Origin of the sequence: Beggiatoa leptomitoformis (assembly GCF_001305575.3) — a bacterium.
Classification (GTDB): Bacteria; Pseudomonadota; Gammaproteobacteria; order Beggiatoales; family Beggiatoaceae; genus Beggiatoa; species Beggiatoa leptomitoformis.
On sequence record NZ_CP012373.2, the window covers coordinates 1,748,532 to 1,764,069 of the forward strand.

At 41.2% G+C, this 15,538-nt stretch carries 15 protein-coding genes; 2 read left to right on the forward strand and 13 right to left on the reverse strand.

Translation table 11 applies throughout. The features are described 5' to 3' along the window. Positions 1-430: 430 nt before the first annotated feature. From phoB to AL038_RS07335, 7 genes are all read right to left on the reverse strand, one after another. Positions 431-1,126, reverse strand: a complete 696-nt coding sequence (gene phoB, locus AL038_RS07305) for a phosphate regulon transcriptional regulator PhoB (RefSeq protein ID WP_062151115.1) — start codon at positions 1,124-1,126, stop codon at positions 431-433. Between the two features lie 44 nt (positions 1,127-1,170). Beyond that, on the reverse strand, positions 1,171-1,986 hold the full coding sequence (mutM, locus tag AL038_RS07310) for a bifunctional DNA-formamidopyrimidine glycosylase/DNA-(apurinic or apyrimidinic site) lyase (RefSeq protein ID WP_062151119.1): 816 nt from the start codon (positions 1,984-1,986) through the stop codon (positions 1,171-1,173). 3 nt (positions 1,987-1,989) lie between these two features. Further along, positions 1,990-3,018 carry a DUF2157 domain-containing protein gene (locus tag AL038_RS07315; RefSeq protein WP_083991460.1) on the reverse strand — a complete coding sequence of 343 codons (1,029 nt, stop codon included), beginning with the start codon at positions 3,016-3,018 and terminating at the stop codon, positions 1,990-1,992. 151 nt (positions 3,019-3,169) lie between these two features. Beyond that, a complete protein-coding gene (locus tag AL038_RS07320; RefSeq protein WP_062151124.1) occupies positions 3,170-3,814 on the reverse strand; it encodes a class I SAM-dependent methyltransferase in 645 nt (214 codons plus the stop codon). 52 nt (positions 3,815-3,866) lie between these two features. Further along, positions 3,867-5,093, reverse strand: a complete 1,227-nt coding sequence (locus tag AL038_RS07325) for a BtaA family protein (RefSeq protein ID WP_062151127.1) — start codon at positions 5,091-5,093, stop codon at positions 3,867-3,869. Positions 5,094-5,337: 244 nt separating this feature from the next. Then, positions 5,338-6,288 carry a lipoyl synthase gene (gene lipA, locus AL038_RS07330; protein WP_062151129.1) on the reverse strand — a complete coding sequence of 317 codons (951 nt, stop codon included), beginning with the start codon at positions 6,286-6,288 and terminating at the stop codon, positions 5,338-5,340. A 65-nt stretch (positions 6,289-6,353) separates the two neighbouring features. Then, the gene (locus AL038_RS07335) at positions 6,354-6,545 is read right to left on the reverse strand and encodes a hypothetical protein (protein ID WP_161575450.1); all 192 of its coding nucleotides are present in this window, start codon (positions 6,543-6,545) and stop codon (positions 6,354-6,356) included. A 182-nt stretch (positions 6,546-6,727) separates the two neighbouring features. Here AL038_RS07335 and ispF point away from each other — a divergent pair, with 182 nt between their 5' ends. Together ispF and urtA are read left to right on the forward strand one after the other, a co-directional pair. After that, positions 6,728-7,210, forward strand: coding sequence for a 2-C-methyl-D-erythritol 2,4-cyclodiphosphate synthase (ispF, locus tag AL038_RS07340; protein ID WP_201800139.1), 483 nt, complete (start codon positions 6,728-6,730; stop codon positions 7,208-7,210). 177 nt (positions 7,211-7,387) lie between these two features. Beyond that, complete coding sequence (urtA, locus tag AL038_RS07345) at positions 7,388-8,761, forward strand: urea ABC transporter substrate-binding protein (RefSeq protein ID WP_272898042.1); 1,374 nt, start codon at positions 7,388-7,390, stop codon at positions 8,759-8,761. 603 nt (positions 8,762-9,364) lie between these two features. Here the strand turns inward: urtA and AL038_RS07350 are convergent. The 6 genes from AL038_RS07350 to pqqC form a co-directional block, all read right to left on the reverse strand. Further along, the gene (locus AL038_RS07350) at positions 9,365-10,528 is read right to left on the reverse strand and encodes a MalY/PatB family protein (RefSeq protein WP_062151139.1); all 1,164 of its coding nucleotides are present in this window, start codon (positions 10,526-10,528) and stop codon (positions 9,365-9,367) included. Between the two features lie 5 nt (positions 10,529-10,533). Further along, the gene (locus AL038_RS07355; protein WP_062151141.1) at positions 10,534-12,207 is read right to left on the reverse strand and encodes a tetratricopeptide repeat-containing sulfotransferase family protein; all 1,674 of its coding nucleotides are present in this window, start codon (positions 12,205-12,207) and stop codon (positions 10,534-10,536) included. 3 nt (positions 12,208-12,210) lie between these two features. Next, positions 12,211-12,855 (reverse strand): MBL fold metallo-hydrolase, encoded by a 645-nt coding sequence (locus AL038_RS07360; RefSeq protein ID WP_062151145.1) that lies wholly within the window; start codon positions 12,853-12,855, stop codon positions 12,211-12,213. 500 nt (positions 12,856-13,355) lie between these two features. Beyond that, on the reverse strand, positions 13,356-14,483 hold the full coding sequence (gene pqqE, locus AL038_RS07365; protein ID WP_062151148.1) for a pyrroloquinoline quinone biosynthesis protein PqqE: 1,128 nt from the start codon (positions 14,481-14,483) through the stop codon (positions 13,356-13,358). Beyond that, positions 14,461-14,736: a pyrroloquinoline quinone biosynthesis peptide chaperone PqqD gene (gene pqqD, locus AL038_RS07370; protein ID WP_062151152.1), complete on the reverse strand. Its 276-nt coding sequence runs from the start codon at positions 14,734-14,736 to the stop codon at positions 14,461-14,463. Before pqqD ends, pqqE begins: the two co-directional genes overlap by 23 nt. Then, the gene (pqqC, locus tag AL038_RS07375; RefSeq protein WP_062151155.1) at positions 14,733-15,473 is read right to left on the reverse strand and encodes a pyrroloquinoline-quinone synthase PqqC; all 741 of its coding nucleotides are present in this window, start codon (positions 15,471-15,473) and stop codon (positions 14,733-14,735) included. Before pqqC ends, pqqD begins: the two co-directional genes overlap by 4 nt. Between the last annotated feature and the right edge of the window lie 65 nt (positions 15,474-15,538).

Consider the following 15,538-nt stretch of genomic DNA (forward strand, 5'->3'; position numbering starts at 1 on the left):
GCTTCACCTAAACATGAAAATGTAAGGAAAGTTTACTATAAAGTTTTTTTAACAACAATATTAGTGGACTAATAGCTTTTTGAGAATTTTTTTTATAACGATTTGTTACAACCGCGATATGGTTACTCTAAAGCACAATGTGTAATATACTGTATATTAAATTTTTTTGGGATTGGCTAAAAATATAATGGACAATTTTGGGGAATATTATCAATCAATAATATTGATAATATCTGCCGATTGCGCGCTTAAATTAGAAAACAATGGACATATTAGATTTCTTGTAAAAGTATCTTAGGAAAAATGACAACGGATAATACCGCTTTTAGTGGTATCCATGCTGCTTTTGCAAAAGGTTTATTGCGGATACAAAAAAAGGGCGAATTCATTCGCCCTTCTATATAACACCTAATTAAACATAATATTAGATTTATTCGCGCGTCGAAAATCGATAACCTACTCCGCGCACGGTTTGAATTAAATAATCATAATTATGATCAGCTAACGCTTTCCGTAAACGGCGAATATGAACGTCGACAGTTCGTTCTTCAATATAAACATTTCCACCCCATACTTGGTCTAATACTTGGCTACGGCTATAAACCCGTTCAGGATGGCGCATAAAAAAGTAAAGCAAGCGAAATTCTGTAGGGCCCATTTGTACTTCTTGCCCTGCAATTGTTACGCGATGTTCATTAGGGTCTAGGCGTAATTCATTAACCGCAAGCTGTTCACCTTCCGAATGGGTAGAAGCACGTCGTAACACCGCTTTAATCCGCGCAACTAATTCTCGTGGCGAAAAAGGCTTGGTAACATAGTCATCCGCACCCACTTCTAACCCCCGAATTTTATCGCTTTCTTCACCACGAGCCGTTAGCATAATAATAGGAATTTCTTGCGTTTGTGGTTCTTTTTTTAGTTGGCGCGCAAATTCTATACCGCTAACTTTATTAGGTAACATCCAATCTAATAAAATCAATTTAGGTAGTTGGTTAAAAATTAAGGTCTGTGCTTGACGGACATCAGCCGCTTCTGTGACGATAAACCCCGCTTTACTCAGGGCAAGGTTTAACATTTCCCGAATAGGGGCTTCATCTTCAACAATAAGAATAGGTTGCTCTGACATTTTAAAGGTTACACAGGTTAATGAATAAGAAAAGGTGACAAGTGTTATGTCTGACAATGCGGACAATAATACGTTGCTCGTTGTCCAAGTATGATACGTTCAATTGGTGTGTTACAGGTTACACAGGCTTGCGTGGCACGGTCATAAACCCGCAAGGTTTGGCTAAAATAACCCGGTTCACCTTGGGTATTAACAAAATCACGTAAGGTTGTCCCTCCCATTGCGATTGAAGCAGTTAATACTTCGCGTATCGTACTGGCAAGCTGCTCATAACGGGTTAACGTAATCTCGCCCGCCGCGCGAGTCGGGTGAATGCCTGCTAAAAACAGGGATTCACTCGCATAAATGTTGCCTACCCCAACTACAACATGGCTATTCATAATAAAGGTTTTGACGGCAAGCTGTTTTTTACCTGCTTTTTGTTGTAAGTACTTGCCCGTAAATTCATTTTCTAAAGGTTCAACGCCCAAACTTGCAAGCAATGGATGCTGTAAAACAGGTTCACTTGTCCATAACACACAACCAAAACGACGCGGGTCGTGATAACGCAGGCTAAACGTTTGTCCAAACTGGATTAAAACATGGTCGTGTTTTTTCAGTGGGGTATCAGGAGAGACAATGCGTAAACTGCCCGACATGCCCAAATGAATAATTAAATGTCCCGTTGGATATGCAAACAGTAAATATTTACCTCGTCGTTGAATATGTTGCAGGGGCTGTCCTAATAGATGTGTTGCAAGGTCTGACGGCACTGCCCAACGCAAGCGCGATTCACGAACATCAATAGCGGTAACAGTGCGCCCTTCTAAGTGCTGCGCGATGCCTCGGCGAGTGGTTTCAACTTCAGGTAATTCGGGCATGATTTAATGACGTATGCGTTGTTGAGGAAGTAAATATTTTAGAGAACGCGGCAATTTTTGTTGTATGACCTCGTTAAAATAGGTTACATACCGTTGATATTGCACGCCTAAAAAAATCACACTTAAGCCTATCAAGGTTAAAATAAAAGGAAATAGCATCGAGTCGGCAAACACGCGATAAGATAAATGTCCCACATAAATCAAAATACCTAATGCCCCAAAAATCACAAATACCTTGCGTTGTAATAATACTGATAGAATAAGTAAACTAAGATTGACAATGAGATAAAGCACCCGTTGTAATTCCTGTTCAGTATCCATCAATATCAACGTAACACTGACCCAAAACGCTAACATGCCAAATAAATATCCCCAAAAGGCGTAATCTTCACGAGTACGGCGGTCAACTAAATAACTTCCCAACAACATAATAACGCCAAAATACAAGGTAATCGCTCGTTCAACTTGCCAACTAAAGGCGGCTTCACCACCAAAAATAGTCGGTATCAGTTCTATGGATAAAAACCAACAAGCAAAAGCAATGGGAGCTGTTAGGAATGGGAATGGCACAAACTTCAGTGTAATAACGCCAACAATGATAGTGCCAATGGCCATCCAAATGCCACGTTGTGGGAACAAAAAGCTTATATTTTCTTGTTGTTCTAGCAACAGTTGAACGCCAAAAACGGCAAGCGGTGTCATACAAACAGCTAAGGTAAACAGTAACCCACCTGCTACCCGTTGTTGGGGCTTTTGCCAACAAATACTCCCGAGCAAGATAAACAGTAAAGCGTACACCGTCGCAATGCCAATAATGCCAAGACTGCCAAATAGTTGCCATGCCTCAGATAAAAACCACGTCATCGCACACAGTACCAGAAACGCACCCAAAAAATAGGCAATATTTGCCATATTAAATTGGGGTTGTGTTTGTCGACTGGTTAAAAACTGCCACAAGGACGTTGCTTGTGTTGCATCGAGAATGCCTTGTTTAACCGCATCTTGAATGTCTTGTTGGGAAACTTGCATCATCGAAGACCTATTTTTTTAAGCATTAAGGGAAATTAGGTCTAAGCGTAACAAGGAATGGTTTGATTCACAATTTGCTTTGTAGATTGCAATACATCACAGACAACACCGCCTTGAGCAGCGTTATCTGTTTACTAACGTAACAAACAGCAGTTTATTTTTTCTTAAAACGCGCTAAAAACGCATAATGTCCGCCCAACCCGCGTGTGGTTAGCGTGCCAAGCTCTTGTTTTTCCATATTTTCTAAATAAGGCAATAAATCAGGTGGATAATGTACGCCAAACAAATCAAGCCAACGAGTTAGCACATATTGAAACCAGCGGGGTAAATCACGTTGGTCAGAAAAATCAACGATATGTAACTCGCCACCCGTTTTTAAATTCTGTAATGCCGCTTGTAAGGCTTTTTGCCAAGGCGGAATCATGGATAACGCATAAGAAAAAAAGATTTTATCAAACGGCTTATCTATATTAAACAGCTTGTTATAATCCAACTCTTCCGCTAAAGCTTGAACTAGATGAATATTTTTTGCGTCAGTGTTTTTCTCTACTTTTTGCTGCGCCGTAACCAGCATTTCGTTAGACGCATCTAAACCATAAAACTGTGCATTAGGATAACGCTTTGCGAGGAGCAACAAATTTCGTGCTGTACCACAACCCATTTCTAACACCGTTTCACCTGCCTGTACAGGCATTTCACGAATGAGCGTATCGCGTCCAAATAAATAATATTTACGAGTTATATCATAGATATACCGTTGATAACGATACATCTGATCCATTGCTTGCACTTGGTCCATATTTTCAATCCTCTTTCAAATTGGGGCGAATGGATACGCCCCAACTGATGCACTAAGCAAATGAATAAATATGGAAACCGCCATAAATCGCCGAGCGGTCTTGTTTAAACAGCTCTTTAGAACGTTCTTCTTCATAAACAAAACGGGAGCGTAAAGACGCAGGCAATGCCTTTTCAATAGGTGATTCGGGAGACGCGGTGCGGAAAATAATGCGCGTGCCTTCTTTACCAACCCGTGCGATTTCTTGCCACAATTCGGTTAAGGCTTCTGGTGTCATCCAATCTTGTGAATCAAGAAAAACGAAACGGTCTAAACTGGCATTCGGCTGTTTACGCAGGCAACCCATTAATGAAGTCACATGGGTTTCAACACGATGTACATTTTCTTTCAAAACATCAAAATGTTCAGCTTTCAAATAATCAGGCAATGCAACCCGTTGTTTATGGTCATAGCTTGAGCTAAAGGCTTGCCATGCAAAGTAATTATTTTCTATTGGAAATTGGCAAGATAAACGTCTTACACGCTCACGGTATAGATTGACTAAATTGCCTTGTGATTCCTCTTTCATATAATCATACTGCTGTGGAGGAATCCCTAAGCTAAAGACTGCAAAGGAAAAATTGCCGATTAATTTTACAACCCAATAATCAAATAAAGGGGCGATTTCTTCTGCAAAGATTTTTTCTTGGTCAGCGACAGAATTAGCGTGCAAAATTTTGCCTAAATCATAACCCGCAATTTTGGATAATCTGTGCAAAAAGCGCATGAAATAACCAAAGCGGGCTTGACGATATAAGCCTTTTGTAAAAAAATTAATTCGCGCGGAGGATTTCGTTAAAAACGTCTTATTTTCCCAAAAAGCAATGGCTTCTGGGTCTAAATGTGGTTTGATGTGGGTTTTGTATTTTTCTACATTATCAGGACGATTGCCATAACCGAAAAAGTCATAAAAATCATCGTATTTTGGTAAATTAGCCAATGCAGCTAATTTAAAACGAGTTAGGTGCATGTGATATTGATTCAAGTCCACTGCAACAATGGCTGCAGGGCGTTCAATCAAATAATTTAAAATATTACAACCACCAGAGGCAATTGTGAGAATGCGGCTATCTGATGTTAGTTGTAAGGCTTGTAAATCAACGTTGGGATCTTCCCATATCTGATTGTAAACAAAGCCATTAAACCAAAAACTGAATAAACGCTCTAATATGCCTTGACGACTCATTAATTCATTTTGATGAACCGCCGTTTTTAGTAACTCAGCAGACACTGCACTCATGTTTTCTTTCCCGTCACGGTGTTTGTATGATCTTAACGATACTAATCAATCTAAATGACGCTTTGATGACAGGTATTTTAAATATTCTGGAGTAAACCAATCTGTTTAGCACTACTCAATTTATCTGCTGTAAGATGAACAAAAACCTTTCTAATTTTAGGTAGATAGCGATATAAAATAATTGCGTTTTGTATCCCCCGCAAACGGGGGAGAATTTATTCTGATGGTTCTAAATTATAAAACGTTAAAAAGTTCCTTCTGCTTGTTTATCCGCATGATAAGAAGAACGTACCAATGGCGCACTAGCAACTTGTTTAAAGCCCATTTGTTTGGCTGTTTCTCCCAATTCTTTAAATTCTTGAGGAGTAACATAGCGTTGTAATGCTAAATGATGTTGGCTAGGTTGCAAATATTGCCCTAATGTCAACATATCGCAATCATGCGTGCGTAAATCCGCCATGACCGCCTGTACTTCTTCTAGCGTTTCTCCTAGCCCTAACATCAAGCCTGATTTTGTTAATACATCAGGATGTTGCGCTTTATACTGTTTAATAAGGTTTAATGACCACGCATAATCTGCTCCCGGACGTGCTTGTTTATATAAACGAGGAACGGTTTCTAAATTATGATTAAAGACATCAGGAGGGGCTTGATGCAGAATTTCTAAGGCTTTTTCTAGCCGTCCGCGAAAATCAGGGACTAATACCTCAATGCGTGTTTTTGGCGATAATTCTCGAATCGCGCTAATACATGCTACAAAATGCCCAGCTCCCCCGTCGCGTAAATCATCACGGTCAACGGATGTAATCACCACATAATTCAGTCCCATATCAGCAATTGTATGGGCTAAATTTATCGGCTCATTTTCATCCAATGGTTCAGGACGACCATGCGCAACATCACAAAAAGGACAGCGACGAGTGCAAATATCACCCATAATCATAAAAGTTGCTGTTCCGCCTGAAAAACACTCGTTTAAATTAGGGCAAGAGGCTTCTTCACAGACAGTATGCAATTGATGTGTACGGAGTTTATCCTTTAAATCGCGCACGGCTGAGCCACTTGGCACACGAATGCGTATCCATTCTGGTTTACGTTGCGGTTCAGCGGGAACAACTTTAATGGGAATACGTGCAGTTTTATCCGCACCGCGTTGATGCTTACCAATTTCAACAGATTTGGATGGATTATCCATAAATTTCTCTATCTACATGAGGTGATTAAAAATTAGACAACCATTTTTAGTGATAAATAACATCACTATATAGAGGGTTTTTTATTAGGAACTGATTTGGCTGTCGGTTTTTCGGGGGGCGTAGCGGATTGAACCGTTGCTTTTTGTGCATCCTCCGCTTTTTTCTTTTTTACTTGTTGAATGGCGATTTCTTGCATTAACCACATTTCCTTTTCGCGTCGCTCTTGTTCTAAGCGTTGAACTTTACGTTTATACAAAAAAATCGTTAAAACACCTATAGATACTAGTAAAAAAAATAATATGTACATCATTTCCATAAATATTCGCCTCAATAAAAAATGTGCTTAACAATAAGTTTGGCAGACTCTGCACGTTATTATCAGGTTAATTCAGGCTAAAATAAAAAACTTTTTATTGTGGCAAGAGGGTTAAATTCAACATGCGTATTAAAACTGGGTTAGGGCAAGACAGCCATCGTTTTGTATTAGCCGACGAGCAAAAAACATTGTTATTGGGTGGGGTTGTTTTTCCTGATGAATTAGGATTAGCGGGTAATAGTGATGCTGACGTAGTGTTACATGCAATTACTAATGGTATTTCAGGCATCACAGGGGTTAATATTTTAGGAAAAATCAGTGATGACTTATGCTTACAACAAGGCATTACCGATAGCCGTGTATATTTGCAAGAGGCATTAAAATATTTGCACGGTTGGCAAATTTGCCATATTTCCATTAGCATCGAGTGTCGAACCCCAAAAATAACGCCCCGTATTCCAGAAATGAAACAACAGATTGCCGCATTATTACAAATAACAACGACTGACGTAGGGATTACAGCGACAACAGGCGAAGGACTAACCGATTTTGGGCGGGGTTTGGGCATTCAAGTATTTTGCATTGTAACGGCAATTCAAGCGTAGCGTAAACGTTAGAAATAGCAGAGAATGACAAGGTAATTTGCTTTAATGCGTTTTTTTAGTGCTATAAAGCCGAATACCTCACCAAAAAAGTGCGTTATTATGCTGAATAATTTTAAGGACATAGAAAAAACTTAGTTAATTAAAACACTCAGATATTTTCGTATCGTGGCATAAGTATTGCCCGTAACAAGTGCAGTCGATACCTATCGACGCATTCCTCTCGCTACAGGAGAAAACTACATGAAAAAAACCGTGCTACACGCCTTTAGCAAAACTGCATTACTCAGTTTAACCGCTGGTGCGACACTCCTTGCCAGCCAATTCACTCTCGCCGCTGACACTATCAAAGTCGGCATTCTGCACTCCCTTTCTGGCACAATGGCCATCAGTGAAACTTCGTTAAAAGACATGGCACTGATGACGATTGAAGAAATTAACAAGAAAGGGGGCGTTTTAGGCAAACAGCTAGAACCCGTTGTTGTCGACCCTGCATCTGACTGGCCTTTGTTTGCAGAAAAAGCCCGTGAATTGATTCAAAAAGAAAAAGTTGCTGTTGTGTTCGGTTGCTGGACATCTGTTTCACGTAAATCTGTATTACCTGTATTTGAAGAGTTAAATGGTTTGTTATTCTATCCTGTGCAGTATGAAGGGGAAGAATCTTCCTACAATGTGTTTTACACAGGTGCAGCTCCTAATCAACAAGCCATTCCAGCCGTTGAGTATTTAATGAGTGCTGATGGTGGTGGCGCGAAACGTTTTGTATTACTGGGGACTGACTACGTTTATCCGCGTACAACCAACAAAATTTTACGTGCCTTCCTTAATAAAAAAGGCATTACCGATACGGACATCATGGAAGAATATACCCCGTTCGGACATAGTGATTATCAAACCATCGTTGCCAAAATTAAAACCTTTGCGACAGGGAAACCCACTGCCGTTATTTCCACTATCAATGGTGACTCTAACGTTCCATTTTATAAAGAGTTGGGAAATCAAGGTTTAAAAGCAGAAGATGTGCCTGTTGTTGCATTCTCTGTGGGTGAAGAAGAATTACGCGGCATAGACACCAAACCGCTTGTAGGACACTTAGCGGCTTGGAACTACTTTATGTCTTTAGATACACCGCAAAACAAAGAGTTTATTGCTAAATGGCAAGCGTATGCCAAAGAGAAAAAATTAGCGGGTGCGGAAAGTCGTGTTACCAATGACCCAATGGAAGCCACTTATATCGGTATTAATATGTGGAAACAAGCGGTTGAGCAAGCGGGAACAACCGATGTTAATGCGGTACGTCAAGCATTAGGGTATCAAAAAGTTATATCTCCCTCTGGTTTTGAAGTACAAATGGATGCAAAAAATCACCATTTGCACAAACCTGTATTTATTGGGGAAATCACGGATAAAGGACAATTTAACGTTGTGTGGAAAACCGATGGTACAATCCGTGCGGATGCATGGAGTCCCTACCTTCCTGATAGTGCAAAGAAAACTGCTGACTGGACCTATCCTTGGGTTTGCGGTAATTGCACTGCACCACGGTTTAAATAATTTATTGCCGTAATATTTAATTAAAAACCTGACAGATAAAGTTGTCAGGTTTTTTTTTCGTTTTAAAAACCATCTGAATCAGGATTTTCAGAATTAAATCTATAGCTAACGCACTTTAAAATAATTATTGTAGGGTGGAATAGGCGCAAGCCGTATTCCACAACAGTGCAAGCTTTCTGCATAAACTCAGCTATTTTTGGCGTTTTATGGTGGAATACGCTACGCTATTCCACCCTACATTAAGCTGCTTTTTAAGTTGCGTTAGCTATAGTAACCGTATTTTAAAAAGAGAATAAGAAATGACCTATTCAACAGATTTCCGTAAAAAAGTATTGCTCGTTACCAAGCTCTGCTTGGCGGGTACTTGAACGCCCCACGCTTAATAAGCCCGCTTGTACTCGGCAAGCGGAGCTTGCAAGGCAGGCATTACCAAGCAGAGCTTGGTAACGAGCAAACCATCTGAATCAGAACTTTCAGAATTAAATAATAATGAAAGACAATAAACTTCATGCACAAAATAATATGGATAACACTGCTTCCAGCCGTATTGCAGCCGTATTGTTCATACAGATTGATTCAGCAGATAAATAATCGTTATTGCATTTACTTCAATAATGCGACCGCTTCCCGCAACCGATTCAATCCCATTACCAACTGTTCACGGGGACAGCCAAAATTAATCCGAACAAACCCTTTTCCACCTGCACCAAAGGTTGCGCCATCATTAAATGCAACTTTTGCATGGCTTAGGAAAAATTGAAAAGGGTCTTCTATGGGTAACGCACGACAATCCAACCAACCTAAAAAGGTTGCTTCAGGCGCAGTTAAATTGATATTGGGCAAATATTGCGTTGCAAAGTAGCTGATAAAACGGCTGTTATGGCTTAAATAGGCTAATAAATCTTCTAGCCAAGATTCGCCGTGTTGATAGGCGGCGATACTTGCCGTAATGCCTAAAATATTCACTTCAGGCACAATGCCTTGCATTGCACGTTTAAACTGTTGGCGCAGTTGTGGATTTTGAATAACCGCAAAGCTACAGCCTAACCCAGCAATATTAAAGGTTTTACTCGCCGCCATAAAAGTAATGCACTGCTCGGCTATCGCAGGGGACAGTGAGGCAAGCGGGGTGTGAGTGCGCCCATCTAGCAATAAATCACAATGAATTTCGTCTGAGCAAATAACAAGCTTGTTTTCTAAACAAATTTCTGCCAATTGGGTCAATTCTTCAGGTGTAAACAGTCGCCCAACAGGATTATGTGGATGACAAAGTAAAAACAAGCGTGTACGCGGTGTAATGGCTTGCTTTAGTGCATCGTAGTCTATTGTATAATTTAAAAATTGTTTTGTTTGACTGGCTTGTAACGCAACCGTTTGTAATTCACGTTGTTGATTAGTAGGTGCGGATAAAAATGGCGGATAAACAGGGGTTTGTGTTAATACGGCATCGCCGACCTCACCAATAGCACGACAAACAATATTCAGCCCGCTGACTAAGCCCGGTAATAAGATGATTTCTTCAGGGCTTACTTGCCAGTTGTACAAACGTGCTAATCGTTCAATGATTACCGTTAATAACGTTTGGGATTCTGCCCCATAGCCAAAAACACCATGTGCAACACGTTGTTGTAGGGCATTTAAAACAGGTTCAGGCGAGGGGAAATCCATGTCGGCAACCCACATCGGCAATATGTCTGCACCATATTTTTGCCATTTAATACTGTCCGTGTGTTGGCGATTTACCACATTATCAAACGGTGAAGACATGCGTATTACTCCAAAATTTTCTTTATATCGGTTAAATATGCTTCGTAGTGTTTCCAACGCGCCATCGAGCTTTTATACACAGGTTGCCTGACTTGCCAATGGCTTGCTGTGCGCACGGTGCGGGCGGTTTGGTGATAGTGCAAACAACGTTCATCCCATTCTATGCCACATGCTGCAATGAGTTGACGACTAATATCTTCTTGATTTACCAGTAGTTCTTCGTAACAAACTGTATGAATTTTTACGGGTAAAACTGTTTGCCAGTGTGCCATTAGTCGTTGATAGTCACGATAATAATGGGCAATATTATTTAAATTGTATGCGTAAGGATGATTTTGACTAAAGCGTTGAAAATAAATAGATAAGCAGGTATCTAGTGGTTCACGTTGACAATGAATAATTATCGCATTGGGAAATAAACGGGCAATCAAGCCTAAATAGAGAAAATTCGCGGGTAATTTATCGGTGACTTTCCGCGCATCTGGTTTATAGGCTTGTAATTGTTGTAAAAGTTTGTCCGCAAGGGGCCGCAAAACGTCGGCAGTCAACGCGGAGACGCAGGCGGGAAAAGGTGTATTTACCTTTAAAATATTCGGTAATTGTTGTGCAAGCTGTGGTAAATAATTGAGTTCTCCCGCGCCATAGACTTGTGGATGGCTGGCGAGAATTTGTTCAACTAAACTTGTTCCTGAGCGCATCATGCCAACGATAAATATTGGCGTAGTGCTGGGATTACCTGTTGCAGGTTGTTGAAAAAAATCGGCATTAAATAGCTGAATAATTTCATCTATCCACGCACTATGTGCTTGGTAATCAAAAACGACGGATTGCTGTTTTATCGCATTACTGTGTTGATAATGCTGAAAGGCTTGTTCAAATTGGTTTAAATCGTCGTAAATTTTGCCCAACGCGCTGTGCAAATACATGCGTGAGTTATCATCTAATTTGCTATTTTCTAGCAATTTTTCAATCGCTTGAATATCCGATTGGTCGGCAATGCTAAACTTTTTCGCCCGCGCTAAATTTTCATAGGCACGTGCATAGTTTGGTGCAATTTGTAGTGCTTGTCGGTAACAATCGATTGCAGCGGGATTGTCGCCCATATCCATGTAAGCAATGCCTAAATTATTCCACGCATCAGCATAATCTGGTTGATATTGCAAGGCTTTTTTATAGCAATCTATGGCTTCCGCGCTATGGTTATATCGCCAGTCTTCTAGCAAACAAGTCCCTAATTGATTCCATACGTCTGCGTCTGTTGGCGCGAGTTTAACGGCTTGGCGAAAACAGTGAATTGCACTGTCATGCTCATCTTGCGCATCAAGCAATTTTCCTAAATTACACAAGGCATTCAAATGCGTCGGTTTGTGCAATAAGGCTTTGCGATATGCCGTCATCGCACTGTTAATATCACCTTGTGCATTGAATAAATTGCCTAAGTTGTTGTGATACGTCGCTTCATCAGGTTTAAGGGCGATGGTTTTTTTTAGTAATTTAATCGCCTCGGCTGTTTGTCCTTGTTGATGTTTTAATAGTCCAAGTGCGTGCAATGTTTCTGGCTGTTGTGGGGCGAGTTTTAACGCGAGCCGAAAAAGTTTTTCTGCTTGGGTTAGTTGCCCTTCCCGTTGATGTTCTAAGGCACTATTTAATAGTTTTACCAGTTGTTTAGCGGATTTCATAAGTTATAGTAAATGTTCATCAACAAAGGGATTGGTGCGACGTTCTTCACCGATGGTTGAATTTTCTCCATGTCCCGGGATAAAAGTAACGGCATCGCCTAACGTCCATAATTGCGATTTAATAGAGCTAATCAATGTTTTATGATTTCCTTGCGGAAAATCTGTTCGTCCGACAGAGCCTTTAAATAATACGTCACCGACAAGCACTAAACGGCTTTCGGCATTAAAAAAGACAATGTGTCCGGGTGTGTGTCCGGGGCAATGGCGTACTTCTAGGGTAATTTCGCCAAAATTGATGGTATCACCTGCAATGAGCCAGCGTTGTGGGAGAAAAGGTTCATGCGGTGGAAAACCAAAAGCGCGACTTTGTTCAAAGAGGGCATCTAGCCAAAATTTATCGGCTTTATGTGGTCCAATAATGGGTATTTCTAATTGTTTGGCTAATTCGACAGAACCGCCAACATGGTCTAAATGTCCATGCGTTAATAAGATTCCTTTGAGAGTAACCCCTTGTTTTTGTACAGCGGATAAAATCCGCGCAACATCGCCACCGGGGTCCACAACCATTCCTTCTTTTGTTTTATCACACCATAGTAAAGTACAGTTTTGTAAATAAGGGGTTACGGAAATAATAACGTATTGCAACATGGATAAAATCTCTCCGTGTTATTTGAGTGGAAAAACAAGATTGATGGCTTGTGCAGTATGACATGCTTTTTTACGGTGGGATTATTTGGATTTATTCTCGACCAATGCTATTTACTAGAATATATGGGTAATACAGTGTAGTAGCAACGTAATATTGTAAACGGTTTGTGCAATTTAGTTATTTCTTTTGGTGGTGCTAAAGTTATTTACTTGATGAGAAGCTGTCTGAATCGGGATTCTCAGGATTAGCAGATAAGCTGTATTATCAACACTATCACGTTTATATCGGCTAACGCTGAAAATCCTAATTTAACCTGAGTTCGGGATAAGAAATTCTCGTTCCCACGCTCCAGCGTGGGAACGAGATAAACCAATTAAATTTATTAATTTTTCCCTATTTCTTATCCCGAACTCAGATTAATTTAGACAACGATTGTGTTTATCCTTTTCTATTTAGCACGGTCCTTTTTATGACCATTGCGAACTTAACTAATGTTGTTCTAGCCTGTTTTGCTCAGTTCTCGCGAGTTGCGTGGATTGCGAAATACTATCGGCGCGGTTTGGCTGTCTATTTGTGTGCGTGATGCGATGACTTGCATGATTTTTTCATGTTGTGGGGATAAGCTGCACACTGGGTCGGTATTGGTTGGGTCGCCTGTAAATAAATAGGCTTGACAACGGCATCCGCCAAAATCTTTGCCTTTTTCGGGGCAGGAGCGACAGGGTTCTTGCATCCAATCATCCCCACGAAAACGGTTGAATGCAGGCGATTCATTCCAAATCCAATCAACGCTATGTTCCCGCACGTTTGGAAAGGTTAAATTGGGCAGTTGTCGCGCTGCATGGCAGGGTAAGGCTAAGCCGTCGGGTGTAATAGTGAGGAACACTGCACCCCAGCCGTTCATACAGGGTTTGGGTCGTTTTTCGTAATAGTCAGGGACTACGTAATAAAGTTTCATTTTGCCTTTGAGTTTGGCTTGATACTCGTGGGCGATTGCTTCGGCAGTTTGCAGTTGTTCTAGTGTGGGTAATAGGTAGTCACGATTAACCCACGCCCAACCGTAATATTGTGTTGTCGCAAGCTCTACGTAATCTGCTTGTAATTCTACAGCAAGTTGAATGACTTGTTCAATCTGTTCAATATTTTGTCGGTGTAAGACGAAACAAAGCACCATTGGGTAGCCGTTTTTTTTCACTTCTCGCGCCATAGCAAGTTTGTGTTGAAACGCATCAGTACCTGCAATAAAGTCATTCAGTTCTTCAGAACTTGCTTGAAAACTGACTTGAATGTGGTCTAACCCTGCTTCTTTAAAGGCTTTTACCCGTTCAGCATTCATGCCAACGCCTGAGGTTATCAGGTTGGTGTAGTAGCCCATAGCACGTGCTTCTCGAATCAGAATTTCTAAGTCTTGACGAACGAGGGGTTCACCGCCAGAAAATCCTAGTTGGGTTGCACCCATTGCACGTGCTTCTCGAAACACTTTTAACCATTCTTCGGTGTTTAATTCATTTTTTGTTTTGGCAAAATCCAATGGATTAGAGCAGTACGGACATTGTAAAGGACAGGCATAAGTCAGTTCTGCGAGTAACCATAGGGGTTTTGAGTTATTTGATGCTAATCCAGCCATGTTCTTGTGCTGCCTCTAAAAAATCGCTAACATCTGCCGCAATCGCGTTGCCACCTTCGGGGAAGGTGTTTTGTAAATCGCGCACGATGTCTGTTACACAGCGTTGTCCGTCACATCGCCGTAAGATTTCGCCCGCTGTCGGATTAAGTTGTACCATGCCTTCGGGGTAGAGAATCACAAAGCATTGTTGTGCTTCTTCCCATTGAAAGCGGTGTAAGGGGGCGATGTTGATGATGTGGTGGTTCTCAATCATGGTTGTGTTGGGATGTTGAAATAGGGGGGCATGTCAGCAACGTAGGCAAGGTGCATTGCATCGAGCATTGTCCATAGTACGTCTAGTTTAAATTGGAGAATGGTTAGTGCGCGTTCTTGCTGTTCGCGGGTGGTGAAGTAGTCTAGGGTGACTTTTAGACCTTGTTCTACGTCGCGGCGTGCTTCGGTTAAACGCTTGCGAAAATAGAAGTAGCCTTCTTTATCTATCCAGTTGTAATACTGGGGCCAATTATCTAGGCGTTTTTGGTGAATTTCTGGGGCGAATAGTTCGGTTAGGGAAGAGCAAACGGCTTCTTGCCATGGGGCGCGACGGGCAAAATTAACATAGGCATCAACAGCAAAGCGTACACCGGGTAATACGTATTTGAGCGAGGTAATGTCATCGCGTTTCATGCCGCAGGCTTCGCCTAATCGTATCCATGCTTCAATTCCACCTTCGCTGTCGCCTTGTCCATCATGGTCAAGTATGCGTTGTACCCAACCGCGCCGAATTTCACGGTCAGGACAGTTTGCCATGACATTGGCATCTTTAACAGGGATGCTGATTTGGTAATAAAAACGGTTGGCAACCCAGCCTTGTACTTGTTCTTTAGTACATTTTCCACTGTTCATTGCAATGTGGAAGGGGTGGTGGATGTGGTAATACGCGCCTTTCGCGCGGAGTTTTTCGGTAAAGGCTTCTTTGCTCCACGGTAAGCGGTCTTCAATTTGTGACATCGTGAGTTCCTTTGGGGTTAAAAATGATGTATTGCGGGCATTGTGCGAATAAGCTCGTATCTGCT

What these genes read in the sequence shown, in the direction of transcription:
- phoB (WP_062151115.1), bottom strand. Translation starts at nt 1,126, where the DNA reads ATGTCAGAGCAACCTATTCTTATTGTTGAAGATGAAGCCCCTATTCGG.
- mutM (WP_062151119.1), bottom strand. Translation starts at nt 1,986, where the DNA reads ATGCCCGAATTACCTGAAGTTGAAACCACTCGCCGAGGCATCGCGCAG.
- AL038_RS07315 (WP_083991460.1), bottom strand. Translation starts at nt 3,018, where the DNA reads ATGATGCAAGTTTCCCAACAAGACATTCAAGATGCGGTTAAACAAGGC.
- AL038_RS07320 (WP_062151124.1), bottom strand. Translation starts at nt 3,814, where the DNA reads ATGGACCAAGTGCAAGCAATGGATCAGATGTATCGTTATCAACGGTAT.
- AL038_RS07325 (WP_062151127.1), bottom strand. Translation starts at nt 5,093, where the DNA reads ATGAGTGCAGTGTCTGCTGAGTTACTAAAAACGGCGGTTCATCAAAAT.
- lipA (WP_062151129.1), bottom strand. Translation starts at nt 6,288, where the DNA reads ATGGATAATCCATCCAAATCTGTTGAAATTGGTAAGCATCAACGCGGT.
- ispF (WP_201800139.1), top strand. Translation starts at nt 6,728, where the DNA reads ATGCGTATTAAAACTGGGTTAGGGCAAGACAGCCATCGTTTTGTATTA.
- AL038_RS07350 (WP_062151139.1), bottom strand. Translation starts at nt 10,528, where the DNA reads ATGTCTTCACCGTTTGATAATGTGGTAAATCGCCAACACACGGACAGT.
- AL038_RS07355 (WP_062151141.1), bottom strand. Translation starts at nt 12,207, where the DNA reads ATGAAATCCGCTAAACAACTGGTAAAACTATTAAATAGTGCCTTAGAA.
- AL038_RS07360 (WP_062151145.1), bottom strand. Translation starts at nt 12,855, where the DNA reads ATGTTGCAATACGTTATTATTTCCGTAACCCCTTATTTACAAAACTGT.
- pqqE (WP_062151148.1), bottom strand. Translation starts at nt 14,483, where the DNA reads ATGGCTGGATTAGCATCAAATAACTCAAAACCCCTATGGTTACTCGCA.
- pqqD (WP_062151152.1), bottom strand. Translation starts at nt 14,736, where the DNA reads ATGATTGAGAACCACCACATCATCAACATCGCCCCCTTACACCGCTTT.
- pqqC (WP_062151155.1), bottom strand. Translation starts at nt 15,473, where the DNA reads ATGTCACAAATTGAAGACCGCTTACCGTGGAGCAAAGAAGCCTTTACC.